This window comes from Allosphingosinicella deserti, assembly GCF_003012735.1.
GTDB lineage: Bacteria > Pseudomonadota > Alphaproteobacteria > Sphingomonadales > Sphingomonadaceae > Allosphingosinicella > Allosphingosinicella deserti.
In genome coordinates, this window is record NZ_PXYI01000009.1 from 167,723 (window position 1) to 182,832 (window position 15,110).

Annotated in this window: 19 protein-coding genes; 5 read left to right on the forward strand and 14 right to left on the reverse strand. The window is 66.0% G+C overall.

Features of this window, described 5'->3' with window-relative positions; genetic code table 11:
* Positions 1 to 59: 59 nt before the first annotated feature.
* On the reverse strand, positions 60 to 245 hold the full coding sequence (locus C7I55_RS28305; protein ID WP_106515344.1) for a hypothetical protein: 186 nt from the start codon (positions 243 to 245) through the stop codon (positions 60 to 62).
* A 179-nt stretch (positions 246 to 424) separates the two neighbouring features.
* Between C7I55_RS28305 and C7I55_RS22840 the strand changes: the two genes are divergently transcribed.
* Positions 425 to 682, forward strand: a complete 258-nt coding sequence (locus tag C7I55_RS22840; protein WP_106515345.1) for a DUF6894 family protein — start codon at positions 425 to 427, stop codon at positions 680 to 682.
* On the forward strand, positions 679 to 1,398 hold the full coding sequence (locus C7I55_RS22845) for a Crp/Fnr family transcriptional regulator (protein WP_106515346.1): 720 nt from the start codon (positions 679 to 681) through the stop codon (positions 1,396 to 1,398). The genes C7I55_RS22840 and C7I55_RS22845 overlap by 4 nt, the downstream gene beginning before the upstream one ends.
* Before the next feature lie 292 nt (positions 1,399 to 1,690).
* Here C7I55_RS22845 and paoC read toward each other — a convergent pair whose 3' ends face one another.
* The 6 genes from paoC to C7I55_RS22875 form a co-directional block, all read right to left on the reverse strand.
* Entirely contained in the window at positions 1,691 to 3,907 is a 2,217-nt protein-coding gene (gene paoC / locus C7I55_RS22850; RefSeq protein WP_106515347.1) for an aldehyde oxidoreductase molybdenum-binding subunit PaoC, read from the reverse strand.
* Positions 3,908 to 3,910: 3 nt separating this feature from the next.
* Positions 3,911 to 4,861, reverse strand: coding sequence for an FAD binding domain-containing protein (locus C7I55_RS22855; RefSeq protein WP_106515348.1), 951 nt, complete (start codon positions 4,859 to 4,861; stop codon positions 3,911 to 3,913).
* Positions 4,858 to 5,493, reverse strand: a complete 636-nt coding sequence (gene paoA, locus C7I55_RS22860) for an aldehyde dehydrogenase iron-sulfur subunit PaoA (RefSeq protein ID WP_106515349.1) — start codon at positions 5,491 to 5,493, stop codon at positions 4,858 to 4,860. Before paoA ends, C7I55_RS22855 begins: the two co-directional genes overlap by 4 nt.
* A gap of 183 nt (positions 5,494 to 5,676) precedes the next feature.
* Positions 5,677 to 6,273, reverse strand: coding sequence for a nucleotidyltransferase family protein (locus tag C7I55_RS22865; RefSeq protein WP_158266547.1), 597 nt, complete (start codon positions 6,271 to 6,273; stop codon positions 5,677 to 5,679).
* Positions 6,254 to 7,225, reverse strand: a complete 972-nt coding sequence (locus tag C7I55_RS22870) for an XdhC family protein (RefSeq protein WP_106515351.1) — start codon at positions 7,223 to 7,225, stop codon at positions 6,254 to 6,256. The genes C7I55_RS22865 and C7I55_RS22870 overlap by 20 nt, the downstream gene beginning before the upstream one ends.
* A complete protein-coding gene (locus C7I55_RS22875) occupies positions 7,218 to 7,592 on the reverse strand; it encodes a winged helix-turn-helix domain-containing protein (RefSeq protein WP_106515352.1) in 375 nt (124 codons plus the stop codon). Before C7I55_RS22875 ends, C7I55_RS22870 begins: the two co-directional genes overlap by 8 nt.
* Before the next feature lie 113 nt (positions 7,593 to 7,705).
* Between C7I55_RS22875 and moaA the strand changes: the two genes are divergently transcribed.
* Both moaA and C7I55_RS22885 read left to right on the forward strand, forming a co-directional pair.
* Positions 7,706 to 8,695: a GTP 3',8-cyclase MoaA gene (moaA, locus tag C7I55_RS22880; RefSeq protein WP_106515353.1), complete on the forward strand. Its 990-nt coding sequence runs from the start codon at positions 7,706 to 7,708 to the stop codon at positions 8,693 to 8,695.
* Complete coding sequence (locus tag C7I55_RS22885; protein ID WP_106515354.1) at positions 8,695 to 9,435, forward strand: sulfite exporter TauE/SafE family protein; 741 nt, start codon at positions 8,695 to 8,697, stop codon at positions 9,433 to 9,435. The genes moaA and C7I55_RS22885 overlap by 1 nt, the downstream gene beginning before the upstream one ends.
* A 127-nt stretch (positions 9,436 to 9,562) precedes the next feature.
* On the opposite strand, the gene C7I55_RS22890 is transcribed toward C7I55_RS22885, so the two are convergent.
* The 6 genes from C7I55_RS22890 to C7I55_RS22915 form a co-directional block, all read right to left on the reverse strand.
* A complete protein-coding gene (locus tag C7I55_RS22890) occupies positions 9,563 to 10,741 on the reverse strand; it encodes a molybdopterin molybdotransferase MoeA (protein ID WP_106515355.1) in 1,179 nt (392 codons plus the stop codon).
* On the reverse strand, positions 10,738 to 11,217 hold the full coding sequence (gene moaC, locus C7I55_RS22895; RefSeq protein WP_106515356.1) for a cyclic pyranopterin monophosphate synthase MoaC: 480 nt from the start codon (positions 11,215 to 11,217) through the stop codon (positions 10,738 to 10,740). The genes C7I55_RS22890 and moaC overlap by 4 nt, the downstream gene beginning before the upstream one ends.
* Positions 11,214 to 11,750, reverse strand: a complete 537-nt coding sequence (gene moaB, locus C7I55_RS22900; RefSeq protein WP_106515357.1) for a molybdenum cofactor biosynthesis protein B — start codon at positions 11,748 to 11,750, stop codon at positions 11,214 to 11,216. The genes moaC and moaB overlap by 4 nt, the downstream gene beginning before the upstream one ends.
* A complete protein-coding gene (locus C7I55_RS22905) occupies positions 11,738 to 12,208 on the reverse strand; it encodes a molybdenum cofactor biosynthesis protein MoaE (protein ID WP_233222363.1) in 471 nt (156 codons plus the stop codon). The genes moaB and C7I55_RS22905 overlap by 13 nt, the downstream gene beginning before the upstream one ends.
* Positions 12,201 to 12,443 carry a MoaD/ThiS family protein gene (locus tag C7I55_RS28310; RefSeq protein ID WP_158266548.1) on the reverse strand — a complete coding sequence of 81 codons (243 nt, stop codon included), beginning with the start codon at positions 12,441 to 12,443 and terminating at the stop codon, positions 12,201 to 12,203. Before C7I55_RS28310 ends, C7I55_RS22905 begins: the two co-directional genes overlap by 8 nt.
* Positions 12,444 to 12,504: 61 nt before the next feature.
* Positions 12,505 to 12,882, reverse strand: coding sequence for a winged helix-turn-helix transcriptional regulator (locus C7I55_RS22915; RefSeq protein WP_106515360.1), 378 nt, complete (start codon positions 12,880 to 12,882; stop codon positions 12,505 to 12,507).
* 97 nt (positions 12,883 to 12,979) lie between these two features.
* On the opposite strand from C7I55_RS22915, the gene C7I55_RS22920 reads away from it, so the two are divergent.
* The gene (locus tag C7I55_RS22920) at positions 12,980 to 14,101 is read left to right on the forward strand and encodes an NADH:flavin oxidoreductase (RefSeq protein WP_106515361.1); all 1,122 of its coding nucleotides are present in this window, start codon (positions 12,980 to 12,982) and stop codon (positions 14,099 to 14,101) included.
* Positions 14,102 to 14,121: 20 nt separating this feature from the next.
* Here C7I55_RS22920 and C7I55_RS22925 read toward each other — a convergent pair whose 3' ends face one another.
* On the reverse strand, positions 14,122 to 15,096 hold the full coding sequence (locus C7I55_RS22925; RefSeq protein ID WP_106515362.1) for an MBL fold metallo-hydrolase: 975 nt from the start codon (positions 15,094 to 15,096) through the stop codon (positions 14,122 to 14,124).
* Between the last annotated feature and the right edge of the window lie 14 nt (positions 15,097 to 15,110).

Here is a 15,110-nt window from a genome sequence, read left to right on the forward strand (position 1 = left end):
GGACCCAAGCGCGGATAATCACGGCCGATTGTAGTTCGTGTGAAGGACGGCCGCTCCGTTCAGTGGCCGCGGCCGATCGGGGCGGAGCCTCCGCAGCTTTCGTCGAGCCTGCGCAATTCGTCCATGTGCAGCGCGGCAAGTCGGCGGTGGGCCTGGGCGACCTGCTGGTGATGGGCCTGTTCGGCGCGATCCAGTTCCGAGCAGGCGCGCTGCATGTGGTAGTAGCGATCATGTTCCTGCAGCATCTTCTCTCTCTCCTTTACGCAGAGAATAGTGCCGATGGAGCCGCCGCCGCATTGACCTGGGTTATCGGCCACGGCTTTTCCCGTTGCCGGCTGGCGATCGAGCTGCATAGAGGATGGCAACAGGGGGGAGAAAACGCCGTTCGTACGGATCAAGTTGAAAGCGGCGGCGTTGCGCGCACGTGCCACGTTACTATTTTCACATACGCAACGGCAGCGGCTTCATCCGTGACGAGGAAGGGCGCGAGTTGCCAGACGAAGCTGTCGCACGCGACGAGGCGCTGAAAGGCATCCGCTCGATCATCAGCAGCGAAGCCTCCGGAGGGCTTCTCGATCTGACCGGTGAACTCGACATCGCCGATGCTCAGGATGAGGTCATCGAGACTCTCCGGTTCGATGAGGCATTCCAGCTGCGGTTGCCCGGGAGCCGCACCTCTTGATCGAACGCCACCTGCTGAAACTTCGGGCGCGCGATGAGATCAGCGACGAGGAGGAGCGTGCGATCCGGGCAGTCGTGGCGCGAGCTGAAGAGGTTCCCGCCGACAAGGTCTACATCCGCCACGACGTCCTGCTGGACACCTGCACGTTGCTGCTCGATGGCATCATGTGCCGCTACAAGGATCTCCGTAACGGGGAACGGCAGATCACCGAACTTCACGTCGCCGGAGATTTCGTCGACTTGCACAGCTTCACGCTGAAGCGGCTGGACCATGACATCATGGCGCTGACCCCCTGTGTCGTGGCCATCGTGCCGCATGAGCGTATCCTCGAGCTCACTGAGCGATTTCCGCACCTCGCACGCGTCTACTGGTTCGGCACCAATCTGGATGCTGCGATCCACCGCGAGTGGGAGCTATCGCTCGGGCGGCGAACGGCCGCCGCGCGCATCGCCCACCTGTTATGCGAACTTTTCGTCCGCTTGGGCCTGGTCGGCCTCGCGACCAATAAGGGTTACGATCTCCCGCTTACCCAGACCGACCTGGCCGAATGCCTCGGCCTGACACCGGTCCACGTCAATCGGATGCTGAAGGAGTTGCGTGAACAGGGGCTCGTCGAGTTCGCAAGTGGGCATGTCGACATTCGAAATTGGGAGGGGCTGCAGCGTATCGCAGAATTCAGCCCCAGCTACCTGTATCTGGAGCGCCGTTCGCGCTGATGCAGTTGACTTCGGACAGGGATTCGACTGGGCCTTCGAACGGCGATCGAGGTGATGCGCGCGAGGCTACCGAAAAGCCCCGAGCGCGCGACGTGGGGTCATGTTGTACCGGTCGCCTTGCCGCTGACGATCTTACGGCACCGAAACGGACACGAGTGCCGACCCGTGGCAAGGGCGCATTCGTGCCGGGCGGTCATTCACGCCCTCGCCAGTGAGCGGCCCGGATTGGCCATGCCATCTCCGTCACCATCCTCGTCGATTCGAACGCTGCTCGATCAGGTTCCGAGCGAGATCAGGCGATCTCCGGCAGACGATCGAGCAGCTTGTCGAGCGTGATCGGATAGTTGCGCACTCTTATGCCGGTGGCATTGTGGACGGCGTTCGCGATCGCGCCGCCGACGCCGCAAAGGCCGAGCTCGCCCACGCCCTTGGCCTTCATCGGAGACGACATCGGATCGACCTCGTCCAGGAAGATCACCTCCTGGTACGGAATGTCGGCGTGGACCGGCACTTCATAAGTAGCGAGATCGTGATTGACGAAGAAGCCGAACCGCTTGTCGACCGCGAGTTCCTCCATCAGGGCCGCGCCTACTCCCATCGTCATCGCCCCGATAACCTGGCTGCGTGCAGCCTTGGGGTTGAGGATTCGGCCCGCTGCACAGACCGCAAGCATGCGCCGGACCCGGATTTCTCCGGTAAACGCATCCACCGCGGCTTCGACGAAATGGGCGGCGAAGGTGGACTGCTGTTGGGTCTTGTCGAGATCGCCATATTCGATCGTGTCCTCGGCGACGAGTTCACCACCGCGTGCCGCATCGGCCAGCGCAACGCTACGGCCGCCGGCGCGTACCTGGCCGTCGGTGAAATCGACATCGCCGGTGAGGCCGAGACGCTGCGCCACCTGCTCGCGGAGCTTGACGCAGGCCGCGTAAACGCCCGCCGTCGAGTTGTTCGCGCCCCACTGGCCGCCCGAGCCTGCTGAGACCGGGAAATCGGAGTCGCCGAGTTTGACGACCACGCGCTCGATCGGGAGCCCCATCATCTCGGCCGCGGTTTGGGCAAGGATGGTGTAGGTGCCGGTGCCGATATCGGTCATGTCGGTCTCGACGGTCACGATGCCGCGGCCGTCGAGCCGCACCCGGGCCGCGGATTTCATCAACAGATTGTTGCGGAAGCCTGCGGCGACTCCCATGCCGACCAGCCAGCGCCCGTCTCGGATCTGCGCGGGCTTGGGATTGCGCCGGCTCCAACCGAAGCGCGTCGCTCCCTGGCGCAGGCATTCGACCAACTGACGCTGGGAAAAGCGGCGCTTCGGATCCTCGGGGTCAAACTGCGTGTCGTTCCGGATACGGAATTCGACGGGATCGATGCCGAGTTGCTCGGCCGCCTCGTCCATCGCCACTTCGAGTGCCATCATGCCGGGCGCCTCGCCCGGCGCCCGCATCGCATTGCCCTCGGGCAGGTCCATCTCCGCCAACCGCATCGCAATCAGCCGGTTCTCGCCGGCATAGAGCAATTTGGTCTGCGAGACCGCAGTCTCCGGCTTGCCGTCCGGAAGATTGCCGGACGTGCTTTCGTGGGCGATTGCGGTGATCTTGCCGTCGCGGTTCGCACCGATCCGGATGCGCTGGATCGTCGCCGGGCGATGCGTGGTGTTGTTGGCAATGATCGGCCGGCTGAGCGCCAGTTTCACCGGGCGCTTGGCCGCCTTGGCACCGATCGCCGCCAGTACGGCATCGGAGCGAACGAACAGTTTTCCGCCGAAGCCCCCGCCGATGAAGGGGGAATCCAGCCTCACATTCTTCGGAGAGATGCCGAGATTGATCGCAACGTCGCCCTTGCTCCACGCAATCATCTGGTTGGACGTCCACAAGGTGAGCTTTTCGCCCTCCCACGCCGCGATGGTCGCATGTGGCTCCATCATCGCATGGGTCTCGTCCGGCGTGGTATAGACCGAATCGACCTTCACCGGCGCAGCCTCGAAGGCGCCCTCGAAATTACCGACGCGCTCGATCGGCGGGGCGCTGCTGCCCTCGCCGCTGCTGCCGCCGAAAAGAGGCGCCGTCTTCGCTTCGGTCGCAAGGTCGAAGCGGCCGCGTTCACGGGCATAATCGACCCGGATCAGGGCAGTCGCCGCCCGCGCCTGCTCGAAAGTCTCGGCGACGACGATCGCGATCGCCTGGTGATAATGCTGGATGGCCGCTCCGCCGAAAAGATAGGCGATGTTCTGCTGACCGCGCTTCAGCCGCGGCATGTCGAGCGTGGTGACGATGGCGAGCACGCCCGGCGCCGCCTTGGCCTCCGCCAGGTCGAAGCGATTGATCCGGCCCTTGGCGATCGCGGAGCCGAGCACATAGCCATAAGCCTGGTTCGGCACGACGTCGTGCCGCTCATAGGCGTATGGGGCGGTGCCGGTCGTCTTGAGCTTGCCGTCGATGCGGTCGGTCGGCTTGCCGACCACCTTCATCCGGTCGATCGGGTTGGCCCCGGCTGGCGTGTCGAACTTCATGGCTCACGCCCTCGCTTCGCTGAGCACTGCGCCGAGCGTGCGCTCGACCAGCGGGATCTTGAATCCATTGTCTTCGGTCGGCCGGGCTCCGGCGAGCAGCCGCGCCGCCACCGCCTTGGCGCCGCGCGGCAGCTCGGCCTCGGCGGTTTCCACCCGCCACGGCTTGTGGGCAATGCCGCCGACCGCCACCCGGCCGCTGCCGTCGCGCTGGATGACCGCCGCGATCGACACCAGGGCGAAGGCATAAGAGGCGCGGTCGCGAACCTTCCGGTAATATTGCTTGCCGCCGATCGGCTTGGGCAAGGTCACGGCGGTGATCAGTTCGCCAGCTTGTAGGTTGGTGTCGATATGCGGCGTGTTCCCGGGCAGGCGGTGAAAGTCGGCGATCGGGATGCGGCGACTGCTGCCGTTCGGCTTCACCGTCTCGACCGTGGCGTCCAGGGCACGCATCGCCACCGCCATATCGCTCGGATGAGTGGCGATGCAGGCATCGCTGACCCCCACCACCGCGAGCTGGCGGGTATAACCGCCGATCGCCGCGCAACCGGATCCCGGCTGGCGTTTGTTGCAGGGCTGGTTGGTGTCGTAGAAATAAGGACAGCGGGTGCGCTGAAGCAAATTGCCGGCGGTCGTCGCCTTGTTGCGGAGCTGACCCGAAGCACCGGCGAGCAGAGCCCGCGAGAGCATCGCGTAATCCTCCCGCACCTTCTTGTGGGCGGCAAGATCGGTGTTGCGGACCAGCGCACCGATGCGCAGGCCGCCCTCGTCGGTCTTCTCGATCCGATCGAGGCCGATCGCATTGACGTCGATCAGGTGCGCCGGAGCCTCGATCTGCAGCTTCATCAAATCGAGCAGATTGGTACCGCCGGCAATGAACTTCGCGCCGGGCATCTGAGCCGCCGCGGCGGCGGCTTCGGCCGGCGAGGAGACACGCTGATAGGTAAAGGGTCTCATGCCTTGCTCCCCGCGACTTCGCTGATCGCCTCGGCGATGTTGGAATAAGCGCCGCAGCGGCAGAGATTCCCGCTCATCCGTTCGCGGACCTCCATGTCGGTCACGCGCGGCCTGGCCGTGATGTCGTCGGCGACGTGGCTCGGTATGCCTGCCTTGATCTCATCGAGCACGGCAACGGCCGAGCAGATCTGACCCGGCGTGCAATAGCCGCATTGATAGCCATCATGCTTGATGAAGGCGGCCTGCATCGGGTGGAGCTTGTCGGGCGTGCCGAGCCCTTCGACCGTGGTGATCTTGTCGCCTTCGTGCATCACGGCCAAGCTCAGGCAGGAATTGATGCGACGGCCGTCGACGATCACCGTGCAGGCGCCGCATTGCCCCTGATCACACCCCTTCTTGGTGCCATTGAGCTTGAGATGTTCGCGCAAGGCGTCGAGCAAGGTGGTGCGGGTATCGAGCTCGAGGCTCCGGGTTGCACCGTTCACCTCGAACGAAACTTTCGCCACTGCCGGCTGGGCAACCCGCGGAGTGACCTGTGCATGCGCCGCGGGGACCGCGGTGACGGCAACCGACGCGGCGCCGCCCACCAGCACCGCGCGCCGCGACAGTTCAAGTTCGCTGGGAGGCTCCATCGCGTCTCACTCCGAATTGGGGGCTTGCCGCAGCTCCGCTCAGCGGGACGACAAGATTTTCTGAACATCACTCGAACGATCCGCGCAGTCGCCGGATCCTGCACAGAATTAGCCGATTGATCGGTTGCCGAATAGATGTTCCAAATACCATGCAACGATGATTTCAGCTCATCAGTGCCTAGCCTATGCCAGGGATCTAAGGTCGGCTTCCGTATCGACATCGGTGATGCTTCCGCGCTCGTCCGTGGCGATCTCGACGGCTCCGGATGCGGCCCGCAGCACGTTTCGAGCACCCTGATCGCCGCGAAGACTTCGAAGCGCGGGGAAGAGCTTGGCCGAAATCGCAACGGGATGGGCGGGCTGGCCGTCGCAGACGGGCATCGCTGCGGGCGCGCCATCGAGGACCAGGCGCAGCATGCGATCGGCCAGGGCACTGGATACATCCGGCATGTCGCCGAGGAACAGCAGCAGTGCACGCGCGTGATCCGGCAGCGTCTGCACACCGCACCGAAGCGACCGCGACAGCCCCTCCTCCCAATCCGGACACACGATGACGCGCAGGCGCACGTCACTCGGAAGCGCGCCTGCGACCGCCTCCGCATCCGCGCCGAGCACCACTGTCACGAGCTCCACGCGCGTCTGCAATGCCTTTTCGACGGACCAAGAGACGAGCGGCCGCCCGTTCAGCATGGCGGTAAGCTTGCCGCCACCGAACCGCCTCGCTGCCCCTGCGGCGAGAACGACGGCGTAGGTTCCCGGATCAAGCGTGGGCTGCAGCACGGTCCGGAATCTTCCCGGCCGAGGTCTGCCCGGCATTTGCGCTCGCGACGATTTCGGCCGTCACCGAAAGCGCAACCTCCCGGGGCGAACGCGCGCGGATCGGCAGTCCGATCGGCGCCCTCAGCCGTGCGATCTCGGCCTCGGTCAAGCCCGCGTCCCGCAACCGGGCGCAACGCTCCGGCAGGCGCCGGCGAGAGCCGAGAACCCCAACGTAACCGGCGGCCGACCGGAGCGCCAGGATCAGCGCTTCTTCGTCCAATTCGAGATCATGGGTAGCGACGGCAATCGCCGTCCACGGATCCGGCTCTAGCGCGCCGAGCGCTTCAGCCAGTGGCCGCCGGTCGCAGCGCGCGGCCACCGGCGGTACCGCGGCCGGGCCGAACGGCGTCAACAGCAGGCTCTCCCACCGAATCTGCCCGCCAAGATCGGCGATCGCGAGCGCGAACGGATCAGAACCGATGACAGCAAGCCGCTGATATGGAACATAAATACGAGTGACAGGTAGCGTTACGAATGCGGCACCCGGCTCGCCGTCGCAGCGCCGTGTCGTACCGTCGCTCTGCCAGCGTGCGGACGTCCGTGTCTCGGTCAGCGCCCGCAGCCGGCGAATAGCGGGATCGTCGGGAGCGATCCGCTCGATCAATAGCTCCAGCCGTCCACCGCAGGGCAGGCGCATATCGATGAATGGGCTGCCGCGCCCATAGACAAGGCGCTGCGGAATGCCGTCGGCAAGCACCTCGCGGCCGTGCAGCGCGACATCCGCCTCGATGCACCCGCCGGACAGAAACCCCCACTCCTGATCGCGGGTGATGACCATCTGCGATCCGACTGGCCGCGGCCCGCCGTCCGCTTCGACGATCGTCGCCAGCGCGAACGCCTGCCCGGCTTCGGCGGCCGCGAACATGCGTGGCCGCATGTCGTCTTCGAGACCGGTCGTCGGCCATTCAGCCATGGTGAAGCGCCTCGGTGAGCGCGGCGAGGTGCGGGGCCGCGAACGCGTCGATCTCGGCTTCGAGCGCCTCGTACCGCGCAAGGAGCGTCTTCCCGCGCCCGGTCAGCCGCGCTCCGCCGCCACTGTCGCCGCCACTGCGGGTTTCGATCAGCGGCCCGGCGCTGAGCTCATTCAGTTCGGCGACCAGCTTGACGCTCCGCGCGTGCGACATCCCCATGCTCCTCGCGGCGGCGGAGACGGAACCCGTCTCGGCGATGCGGCGCATCAAATCCACCTTCCCCGGACCGAGCGCACCCTCGCCGATCAGGATCCGGAACCAGAGCGTGGCGCCCGGATCGATCGATGGTTGCCGTGCAGGGTTGGCCATGAAGATTTCCCATGCGGTTGACGGGCCCCCACGTGGAACCCTATGCGTTGTATACAGCGGAATACAGCGGACCGATCAACTGGCCTTTTGGATCACGGACCTTGCCCACGCCCATGACGCGCCCTCTGATCGACAGCTTTGGCCGCAGAATCGAATATGTCCGGCTGTCGGTCACCGATCGGTGCGATCTTCGCTGCCGTTATTGCATGTCGGAACAGATGCAGTTCCTGCCATCGAACGCGCTGATGACCTTCGCCGAGATCGAGCAGCTTGCCGATGCCCTGATCGATCGCGGCGTGCGCCGGATCCGGCTGACCGGCGGCGAACCACTGGTGCGGCGCGGGATCATCGATCTGGTCCGAACTCTCGGTGCGCGGATCGGCAGTGGGCTTGAAGAGCTGACCATGACCACCAACGGCACCCAGTTGCCGCAGCTCGCCCCGGCCTTGTTCGAGGCCGGCATTCGGCGGATCAATGTCAGCCTCGACAGCCTCGATCCCGAGCGTTTCCGCTTCATTACCCGCCGCGGCGATCTTTCTCGGGTGCTCGCCGGGATCGCGGCCGCGAAAGCGGCGGGAATGGCGATCAAGATCAACATGGTTGCGCTCGCCGGCCTCAACGAGGACGAAATCGGCGCCATGTTGCGCTGGTGTAGCGACGAGGGGTTCGATCTTTCACTGATCGAGACGATGCCGCTCGGCGCGATCGAGGAAGACCGGACCGACCGCTATCTTCCGCTCGATGCCGTCAAGCGGCGCCTTGAAGAGTGCTGGACCTTGCTTCCCTCCACCCACCGCACCGGCGGCCCGGCGCGTTATTATCAGGTCGAGGGCACCCGGACCCGGCTCGGCCTGATCACGCCTCTGACCGGCAATTTCTGCGCCGGCTGCAACCGCATCCGGGTGACGGCGACAGGAACGGTGTACGGCTGCCTCGGCCGCGAGCAGAAGGTCGAGCTGCGCGACGCCCTGCGCAGCGGCGGGCGCATGGCGCTCGACGCGCTGCTGGACGAACTGATCGCCGGCAAGCCCCTCGGCCATGATTTCAAGATCGGCAGGGCTGATCCTGCGGTCGCCAGGCACATGAGCGTCACCGGCGGCTGATGGAGCCCGCCACCATATTCTGGGTCGCCTCGCTGATGGCGATCGCAGCCGCGCTCTATTCTACGGTCGGCCATGGCGGTGCTTCGGCCTATCTCGCGATCATGGCGTTGTTCGCCATCGAGCCCACGGTGATGCGGCCGACCGCTCTGGCCTTGAACCTTGTGGTCGCCGGCTTTGCGGTGCTTCGCTTCGCGATCGCCCGGCAGATCAATGTCCGGCTTGCGGCCCTGTTCGCGGTGACGGCGGCGCCTGCCGCCTTCGTAGGGGGAATGATCACGATCCCTCCCGAATATTATCGTCCGCTCGTCGGTATCTTCCTGTGCCTGGCGGCAATCCGTCTGTTCTGGCAGCCCCGGGCGCTCGCCGAGCGGGCGGTGAAGCCGCCGCCGCTGCTGATCGCCGCGCCGGCCGGTGCCGGGCTCGGGCTCCTTGCGGGGCTGACCGGAACCGGCGGCGGCATCTTTCTCAGCCCGCTGATCATCCTGTTTGGCTGGGAAGAACCGCGCAAGACGTCCGGCGTGGCGGCGACGTTCATCCTGATCAACTCGATTGCGGGGCTCGCCGGCAATCTCGCCTCGGTCCGCAGCCTGCCTTCGGCCCTGCCCTGGTTCGTCGCCGCGGTTGCGGTCGGCGCGCTGCTTGGGACGTGGCTCGGCGTCGACCGCCTCCCGCGCGCGCGCCTGCTGCAATGCCTCGGCTTCGTGCTCGTGATCGCCGGCGGGAAGCTACTGCTGACCTGAGGGGCTCTCGTTGACATCGTCCCTTTGCCGGTCGGTCTGAGCTTGTCGAAGCCCTTCCCTTCTGGGCGGAGACAAGTGAGATAGAGGGCTTCGACAGGCTCAGCCCGAACGGGTTTGGTTGCGAGTGTCAGAAGTCGAGGACGTCCACTTCGCTGCCGGGCTCCAGCGCCGCCTGCCCGACGCGCTGACGGACCAGCAGATCGGCCTCCGCCAGCGTCTTCTGCGCGCCCGAATCCTGGTTCGCCTCCAGCATCACCGTCCCGTCGACGTGCCGCGCGCGCCAGAAGGTCTCGCGGTCGCCGCCCTGCTCCATCGGTGTGCCGAGAATCGCGCGCCGCCAGGCGAGGCTCGCCAGCGAATCCCTGCCGCCAAGGCCATCGAGCAAGGGGCGCAGCAGCAGGCGCGCGGTCACCAGCGCCGAGGTGGGGTTGCCCGGAAGGCCGACGATCAGACGCTCCCCAACTCGTCCGAGCCAGACCGGCTTGCCCGGCTTGATCGCCACCTTGGAAAAGAGAAGCTCGATCTCCCCGAACATCTGCTTGGCGAAATCGCGCGCGCCCACCGAAGCGCCGCCGGTGACGACGATCACGTCCACCCGCGGGCTCCATTCGGCCATCGCAGCCTGCATCGCCGGCAGATCGTCGGCGAGCATCTGCCGACCGATTACATCGGCCCCCGCCTCGACCGCCATCGCGGCGAGCCCGACGGAGATGCTTTCGGGGATCGCTGCGGCAGTCTCCGCAGCCTGTCCCGGGGCGACCAGCTCGTCGCCGGTTCCGACGATCAGCAGGCGCGGACGCCGGAAGACCTCCACCCCATCTACATCGGCCGCCGCGGCCGCGATTAGGCTCCGCGCATCGAGCCTCCGGCCGGCACCGACGAGGACATCGTCTATGGCGAAGTCCGACGCCCTGCGCCGCACGAACAGCGAGCCTGGCGGAGTCGCGAAAAGCGCCTCGTCTCCGTCCCGCTCGACGATCTCCTGCATGACGACCCGATCGGCACCGGCCGGAAGTGCAGCGCCGGTGAAGATGCGGACGCATGTTCCGGGCTCCAGCGGGCTTCCGAACGGCGCACCCGGAAACGCCTCGCCGATGACCCGCAGGCAACGGGGCAATTGGCCGAGTTCTCCATCGCGCACGGCATAGCCGTCCATTGTCGACACGTCGAAACGCGGGCCGTCGATCCGCGCGACGACAGGCGCAGCCAGCACCCGTCCTGCCGCATCGTCCAGCGCGATCCGCTCGCGGCCGAGCGGGCGTGCAGCGCCCGCGACGATGGCAACCGCTTCGTCGAACGAGATCATGCCGCGCTCGACCAGTCGCCGGAACGGCCGCCGCTCTTTGCCGTCACCTTGATCGCGCCGATCTCCATGCCCTTGTCGATCGCCTTCAGCATGTCGAACAGGGTGAGGCAGGCCACCGACACTGCGGTCAGCGCCTCCATCTCCACGCCCGTCGGCCCGGTGGTCCGCACTTCGGCTTCCACGCGAAAACCCGGCAGCGCTCCGTCGTCGGTGATGACGACGGCAGCCTTGGTCAGCGCAAGCGGATGACAGAGCGGGATCAGATCGGCGGTTCGCTTCGCCGCCATGATGCCGGCCAGTTCGGCGGTCGACACCACGGCGCCCTTGGGCGCGGTGTTCGAACGTACCCGCTCGAGCGTTTCGGGGGCGCAGCGCAGGACACCGGAGGCGCGCGCGGTGCGGACGGTGTCCGGCTTGTCTGAGACGTCCACCATCCGCGCCCGGCCGTCGGCGCCGAGATGGGTAAGATCGCTCATGGGCAAACGTCCCGCAGGCGCGGGATCAGCCCTGCGATCGAGCAGGGCCGATAGCGGCTATCGAGCTCCAGCGAGAGAACGAGGTCCCAGCCGTCGCGGCACGCGCCCGTGGATCCGGGCAGGCAGAAGATGAACGTGTCCTCGATCTGCCCGGCAAAGGCACGCGATTGCAGGGTTGATACGCCAACCGTCCCGAGGCTCGCCTGATGAAAGACGATCGAGAAACCGTCCATCTCCCGTTTGAGCAGTGGCCGCACGGCCTCGGGCGTGACGTCGCGGGGCATGAAGCCGGTGCCGCCGGTGCTGAGGATGATGTCGACAGCATCGTCCGCCACCCATTCGCGCACGCAGGCGCGGATCGCCTCGACATCGTCCTTGGTGATGCGCTTCGCAGCGAGCGTGTGACCGGCCGCGGTGAGCCGATCGGCGAGCAGCCGCCCCGACGTGTCGGTTTCCTCATTCCGCGTGTCCGATACGGTCAGCACCGCGATGCGCAGCGGATGGAAATCCAGGGTCTCGTCTATTCCGGGCATGCTTCGCTCCAGCGTTGGGTGTCGGCGCGGTCCTGCTCCGTCGGTTCGATCCAGGCGGCGCCGTCGATGCGGTGCTCGCGCTTCCAGAAAGCGGCCTCGGTCTTGAGGCGATCCATCATGTAGTCGGCGGCTTCGAACGCGCTCCGCCGGTGTTTCGAGGCGGCGGCAACGAAGACGATCGCCTCGCCGGCATTCACCTGCCCATAGCGATGCACGACCATCGCGCGCGTGCCGCCGAACCGCGCTTCCGAGTCGGCTGCAATGGTCGCCAACGAGGCTTCGGTCATGCCAGGATAATGATCGAGGTAAAGGCCGGTAACCGCCACACCATCACGGCTTGCCGGGCGCGCGATGCCGACGAAACTGACCACAGCCCCTTCCCCATTCGCACCGTCGAGGAACTCGCGAAGCGCGCGGTCCGGCTCCAGCGGCCCGGGTTCGAGCCGAACTTCAGCCACCCGAGAGCGGCGGCACGAACGCCACCTCCTGCCCGGGACGAATGACATAGTCCTCACGCACGATCGCCTGGTCGACGCAAGCCCGTGCGGAGGCTCGGGCCAGCGGCGCGAAGGCGGGATCGCGCTCTGCGAGCAACATGCGGAGCGATGCGACCGAGCACCCCTCCGCAGGAAGGTCGGCATCGATTTCACGGCCGATCTGCTCGCCGAGACTTCCGAACAGCAGGATCCTCAAACGACTCTCCAGGCACCAGTGGATCGGCATCGCGCTACCGGGTCGGGCGCGGAAAGCAAGCTCAGGCCGCAATCGAACTCCGTGCATCGAATGCGCGCCGCGCCTCCTCGACCTCCGGCAACGATGCGATCGTCCAGGCATACATTGCTCGGAACGGCGGTTGCAGGGTGCGGCCGAGCGGCGTGATCGAATATTCAACCGCCACCGGCGACAGCGGGATCACCCTGCGTTCGACCAAGCCGTTCCGCTCCAGGCGTCGAAGGCATTGAGTGAGTGCCTTCTGGGTCACCCCTTCGAGCTGCCGCTTGATCGCGTTGAAACGCTGCGGCCCCCCGTCGAGCACCGTCAGCACCATCATCGACCATTTGTCGGCAATCTGATCGAACAGGATCCGGCTCGGGCAACTCGCCGCAAAACGCTGCTCTTCACATCCGATCATTCGGTATCCTCGAATATACCTGGTGGGCACAAGGTGCCTCATTGACGCCTGGTATATAGTTTATACTTGAAACCCTCCGACAACAAGGAGCCAGTCCATGGCGCTCGCCGCTAACGATATTCTCTTCCGCCCCTTCCGCCTCAAGTCGCTTGCTCTCGACAACCGCATCGTCATGGCGCCGATGACCCGCTCGTTCGCGGCCGAGGGCATACCGGGCGCGATCCAGGCCGAATATTATCGCCGCCGTGCCGCTGGCGGTGTCGGCCTGATCCTCTCCGAAGGCACGGTGATCGATCGTCCTGCGTCGCGCAACGACCCCGGAATCCCCTTCTTCCATGGCGACGCTGCGCTCCAGGGTTGGAAACAGGTGATCGACGCAGTGCACGACGCCGGCGGCCGCATGGGTCCGCAAATCTGGCACACCGGTGCGGTCAAGAGCTTCCAAACCGATTGGGCACCCGAAGCACCGCTCGAGAGCCCGTCCGGTCTGGTCGCGCCCGGAACACCGCGGGGTGAGGCGATGAGCGAGGAAGCCATCGCCGACACCGTCGCCGCCTTTGCGAAGGCCGCGGCGGATGCCAAGCGCCTCGGCTTTGACACGGTAGAGATACACGGCGCCCACGGCTACCTGATCGATCAGTTCTTCTGGTCTGGCACCAACGAACGGCAAGACCGCTATGGCGGCGCGACGATCAAGGAGCGTTCGCGCCTCGCCGGCGAGATCGTCACCGCGATCCGTGCCGCGGTCGGCCCCGACTTCCCGATCATTCTGCGCGTCAGTCAGTGGAAGCAGCAGGATTATACGGTGAGGCTCGGCGAAACGCCCGATGCCATGACCGACTGGCTTGGGCCGCTCGTCGAAGCCGGAGTCGATATCCTCCACTGCTCGCAGCGCCGTTTCTGGGAGCCGGAATTCCCCGAGATCGACGGCCAGACCGGTCTCAACTTCGCCGGCTGGGCCAAGAAGCTGACCGGCGCGGCGACGATCAGCGTCGGCTCGGTCGGGCTGTCGGGCGACTTCATGGCGGCATTCGGCGGCGAAAGCTCGAGCCCGGTGAACCTGGATCACCTCGTCCACCGCATGGAGAACGAGGAGTTCGACCTAATCGCGGTCGGCCGCGCGCTGATCACCGATCCGAACTGGGCCGCAAAGGTGCGCGCCGGTGATCAGGCAGGCTTCAGGAATTTCGATCCGGTGAGCCTCGGCGAACTCGCCTGATGCGTAGGGCCCGGGAGCGCTCACGCGTCCCAGGCCTCCCCCGGACGGCCGGCAACAAACCGGGCGGGGTCGACACCCTGCCCGGCAAGTGCCGCGGCAAGGCCCTCCGCCGGCTCTTCGCGCGGCTCGTCGGTAAGCTGGAACGTGCCCCAGTGGATGCCGATCGCGCGCTTGGCCTCGAGATCGAGCAGGATCCGAACCGCTTCCTCCGGATCGCAATGCTGGGCGGCCATGAACCAGCGCGGCGCATAAGCGCCGATCGGAATCAGCGCGAGATCGGGGGCGCCATGCCGGGCGCGCATCTCGTGGAAGATTCGTCCAGTCCCGTAGCCGGTATCCCCGGCGAAGTAGACGAGCTTCTCCGGGGTGCGGAGCATGAAGCCGCCCCACAACGCCATTCTTCGATCGCGAATGCCGCGTGACGACCAGTGGTTTGCACGGACGATGGTCGCTTCGATCCCGTCCCGCAACGCGAAGCGGTCGCCCCAATCGCCGGCCTGGATCCAGGCCGCCGGGATGTGACGCCTGATGATCGTGTCATTGCCGAGCGGAGTCACGATCAGAGGGGCGTCGCGCCGCTGCAGCCGCTTCAAGGTTGCGACGTCGAGATGATCATAATGGTTGTGCGACAGCAGGATCACGTCGATCTGCGGCAGATCGTCGAACCGGATGCCGGGCGCGGTGACACGTTTCGGCCCGGCAAAGCTCACCGGGCTGACGCGCTCCGACCAGACGGGGTCGGTGAGGATGTTGAGCCCCGCCGTCTGGATCAGCAAGGTCGCGTGGCCGACCATCGTCACGCGCAACCCGCCGACCCGCTGCGCGGGAACCGCCTGCTCGATCGGAACATGGCTCGGCCAGCGGCTGGTCTCGCCGGCCGTCTTCCACCGCCAGCCGTCCCGCAAGGTCCGGTCGGTCGCCGGCTCACCAGGATTGAAGAAACGCTCGCCGTCGAAATGATCGCTCGGCGGCGCCAGCACATAGGGACTGGGCAAGGGACCTCGTCTGC

Excerpts from the sequence above, each read along its gene's own strand:
- C7I55_RS28305 (WP_106515344.1), bottom strand. The coding sequence starts at position 245 with ATGCTGCAGGAACATGATCGCTACTACCACATGCAGCGCGCCTGCTCG.
- paoC (WP_106515347.1), bottom strand. The coding sequence starts at position 3,907 with ATGAAGTTCGACACGCCAGCCGGGGCCAACCCGATCGACCGGATGAAG.
- C7I55_RS22855 (WP_106515348.1), bottom strand. The coding sequence starts at position 4,861 with ATGAGACCCTTTACCTATCAGCGTGTCTCCTCGCCGGCCGAAGCCGCC.
- paoA (WP_106515349.1), bottom strand. The coding sequence starts at position 5,493 with ATGGAGCCTCCCAGCGAACTTGAACTGTCGCGGCGCGCGGTGCTGGTG.
- C7I55_RS22870 (WP_106515351.1), bottom strand. The coding sequence starts at position 7,225 with ATGGCTGAATGGCCGACGACCGGTCTCGAAGACGACATGCGGCCACGC.
- C7I55_RS22875 (WP_106515352.1), bottom strand. The coding sequence starts at position 7,592 with ATGGCCAACCCTGCACGGCAACCATCGATCGATCCGGGCGCCACGCTC.
- moaA (WP_106515353.1), top strand. The coding sequence starts at position 7,706 with ATGACGCGCCCTCTGATCGACAGCTTTGGCCGCAGAATCGAATATGTC.
- C7I55_RS22885 (WP_106515354.1), top strand. The coding sequence starts at position 8,695 with ATGGAGCCCGCCACCATATTCTGGGTCGCCTCGCTGATGGCGATCGCA.
- C7I55_RS22890 (WP_106515355.1), bottom strand. The coding sequence starts at position 10,741 with ATGATCTCGTTCGACGAAGCGGTTGCCATCGTCGCGGGCGCTGCACGC.
- moaC (WP_106515356.1), bottom strand. The coding sequence starts at position 11,217 with ATGAGCGATCTTACCCATCTCGGCGCCGACGGCCGGGCGCGGATGGTG.
- moaB (WP_106515357.1), bottom strand. The coding sequence starts at position 11,750 with ATGCCCGGAATAGACGAGACCCTGGATTTCCATCCGCTGCGCATCGCG.
- C7I55_RS22915 (WP_106515360.1), bottom strand. The coding sequence starts at position 12,882 with ATGATCGGATGTGAAGAGCAGCGTTTTGCGGCGAGTTGCCCGAGCCGG.
- C7I55_RS22920 (WP_106515361.1), top strand. The coding sequence starts at position 12,980 with ATGGCGCTCGCCGCTAACGATATTCTCTTCCGCCCCTTCCGCCTCAAG.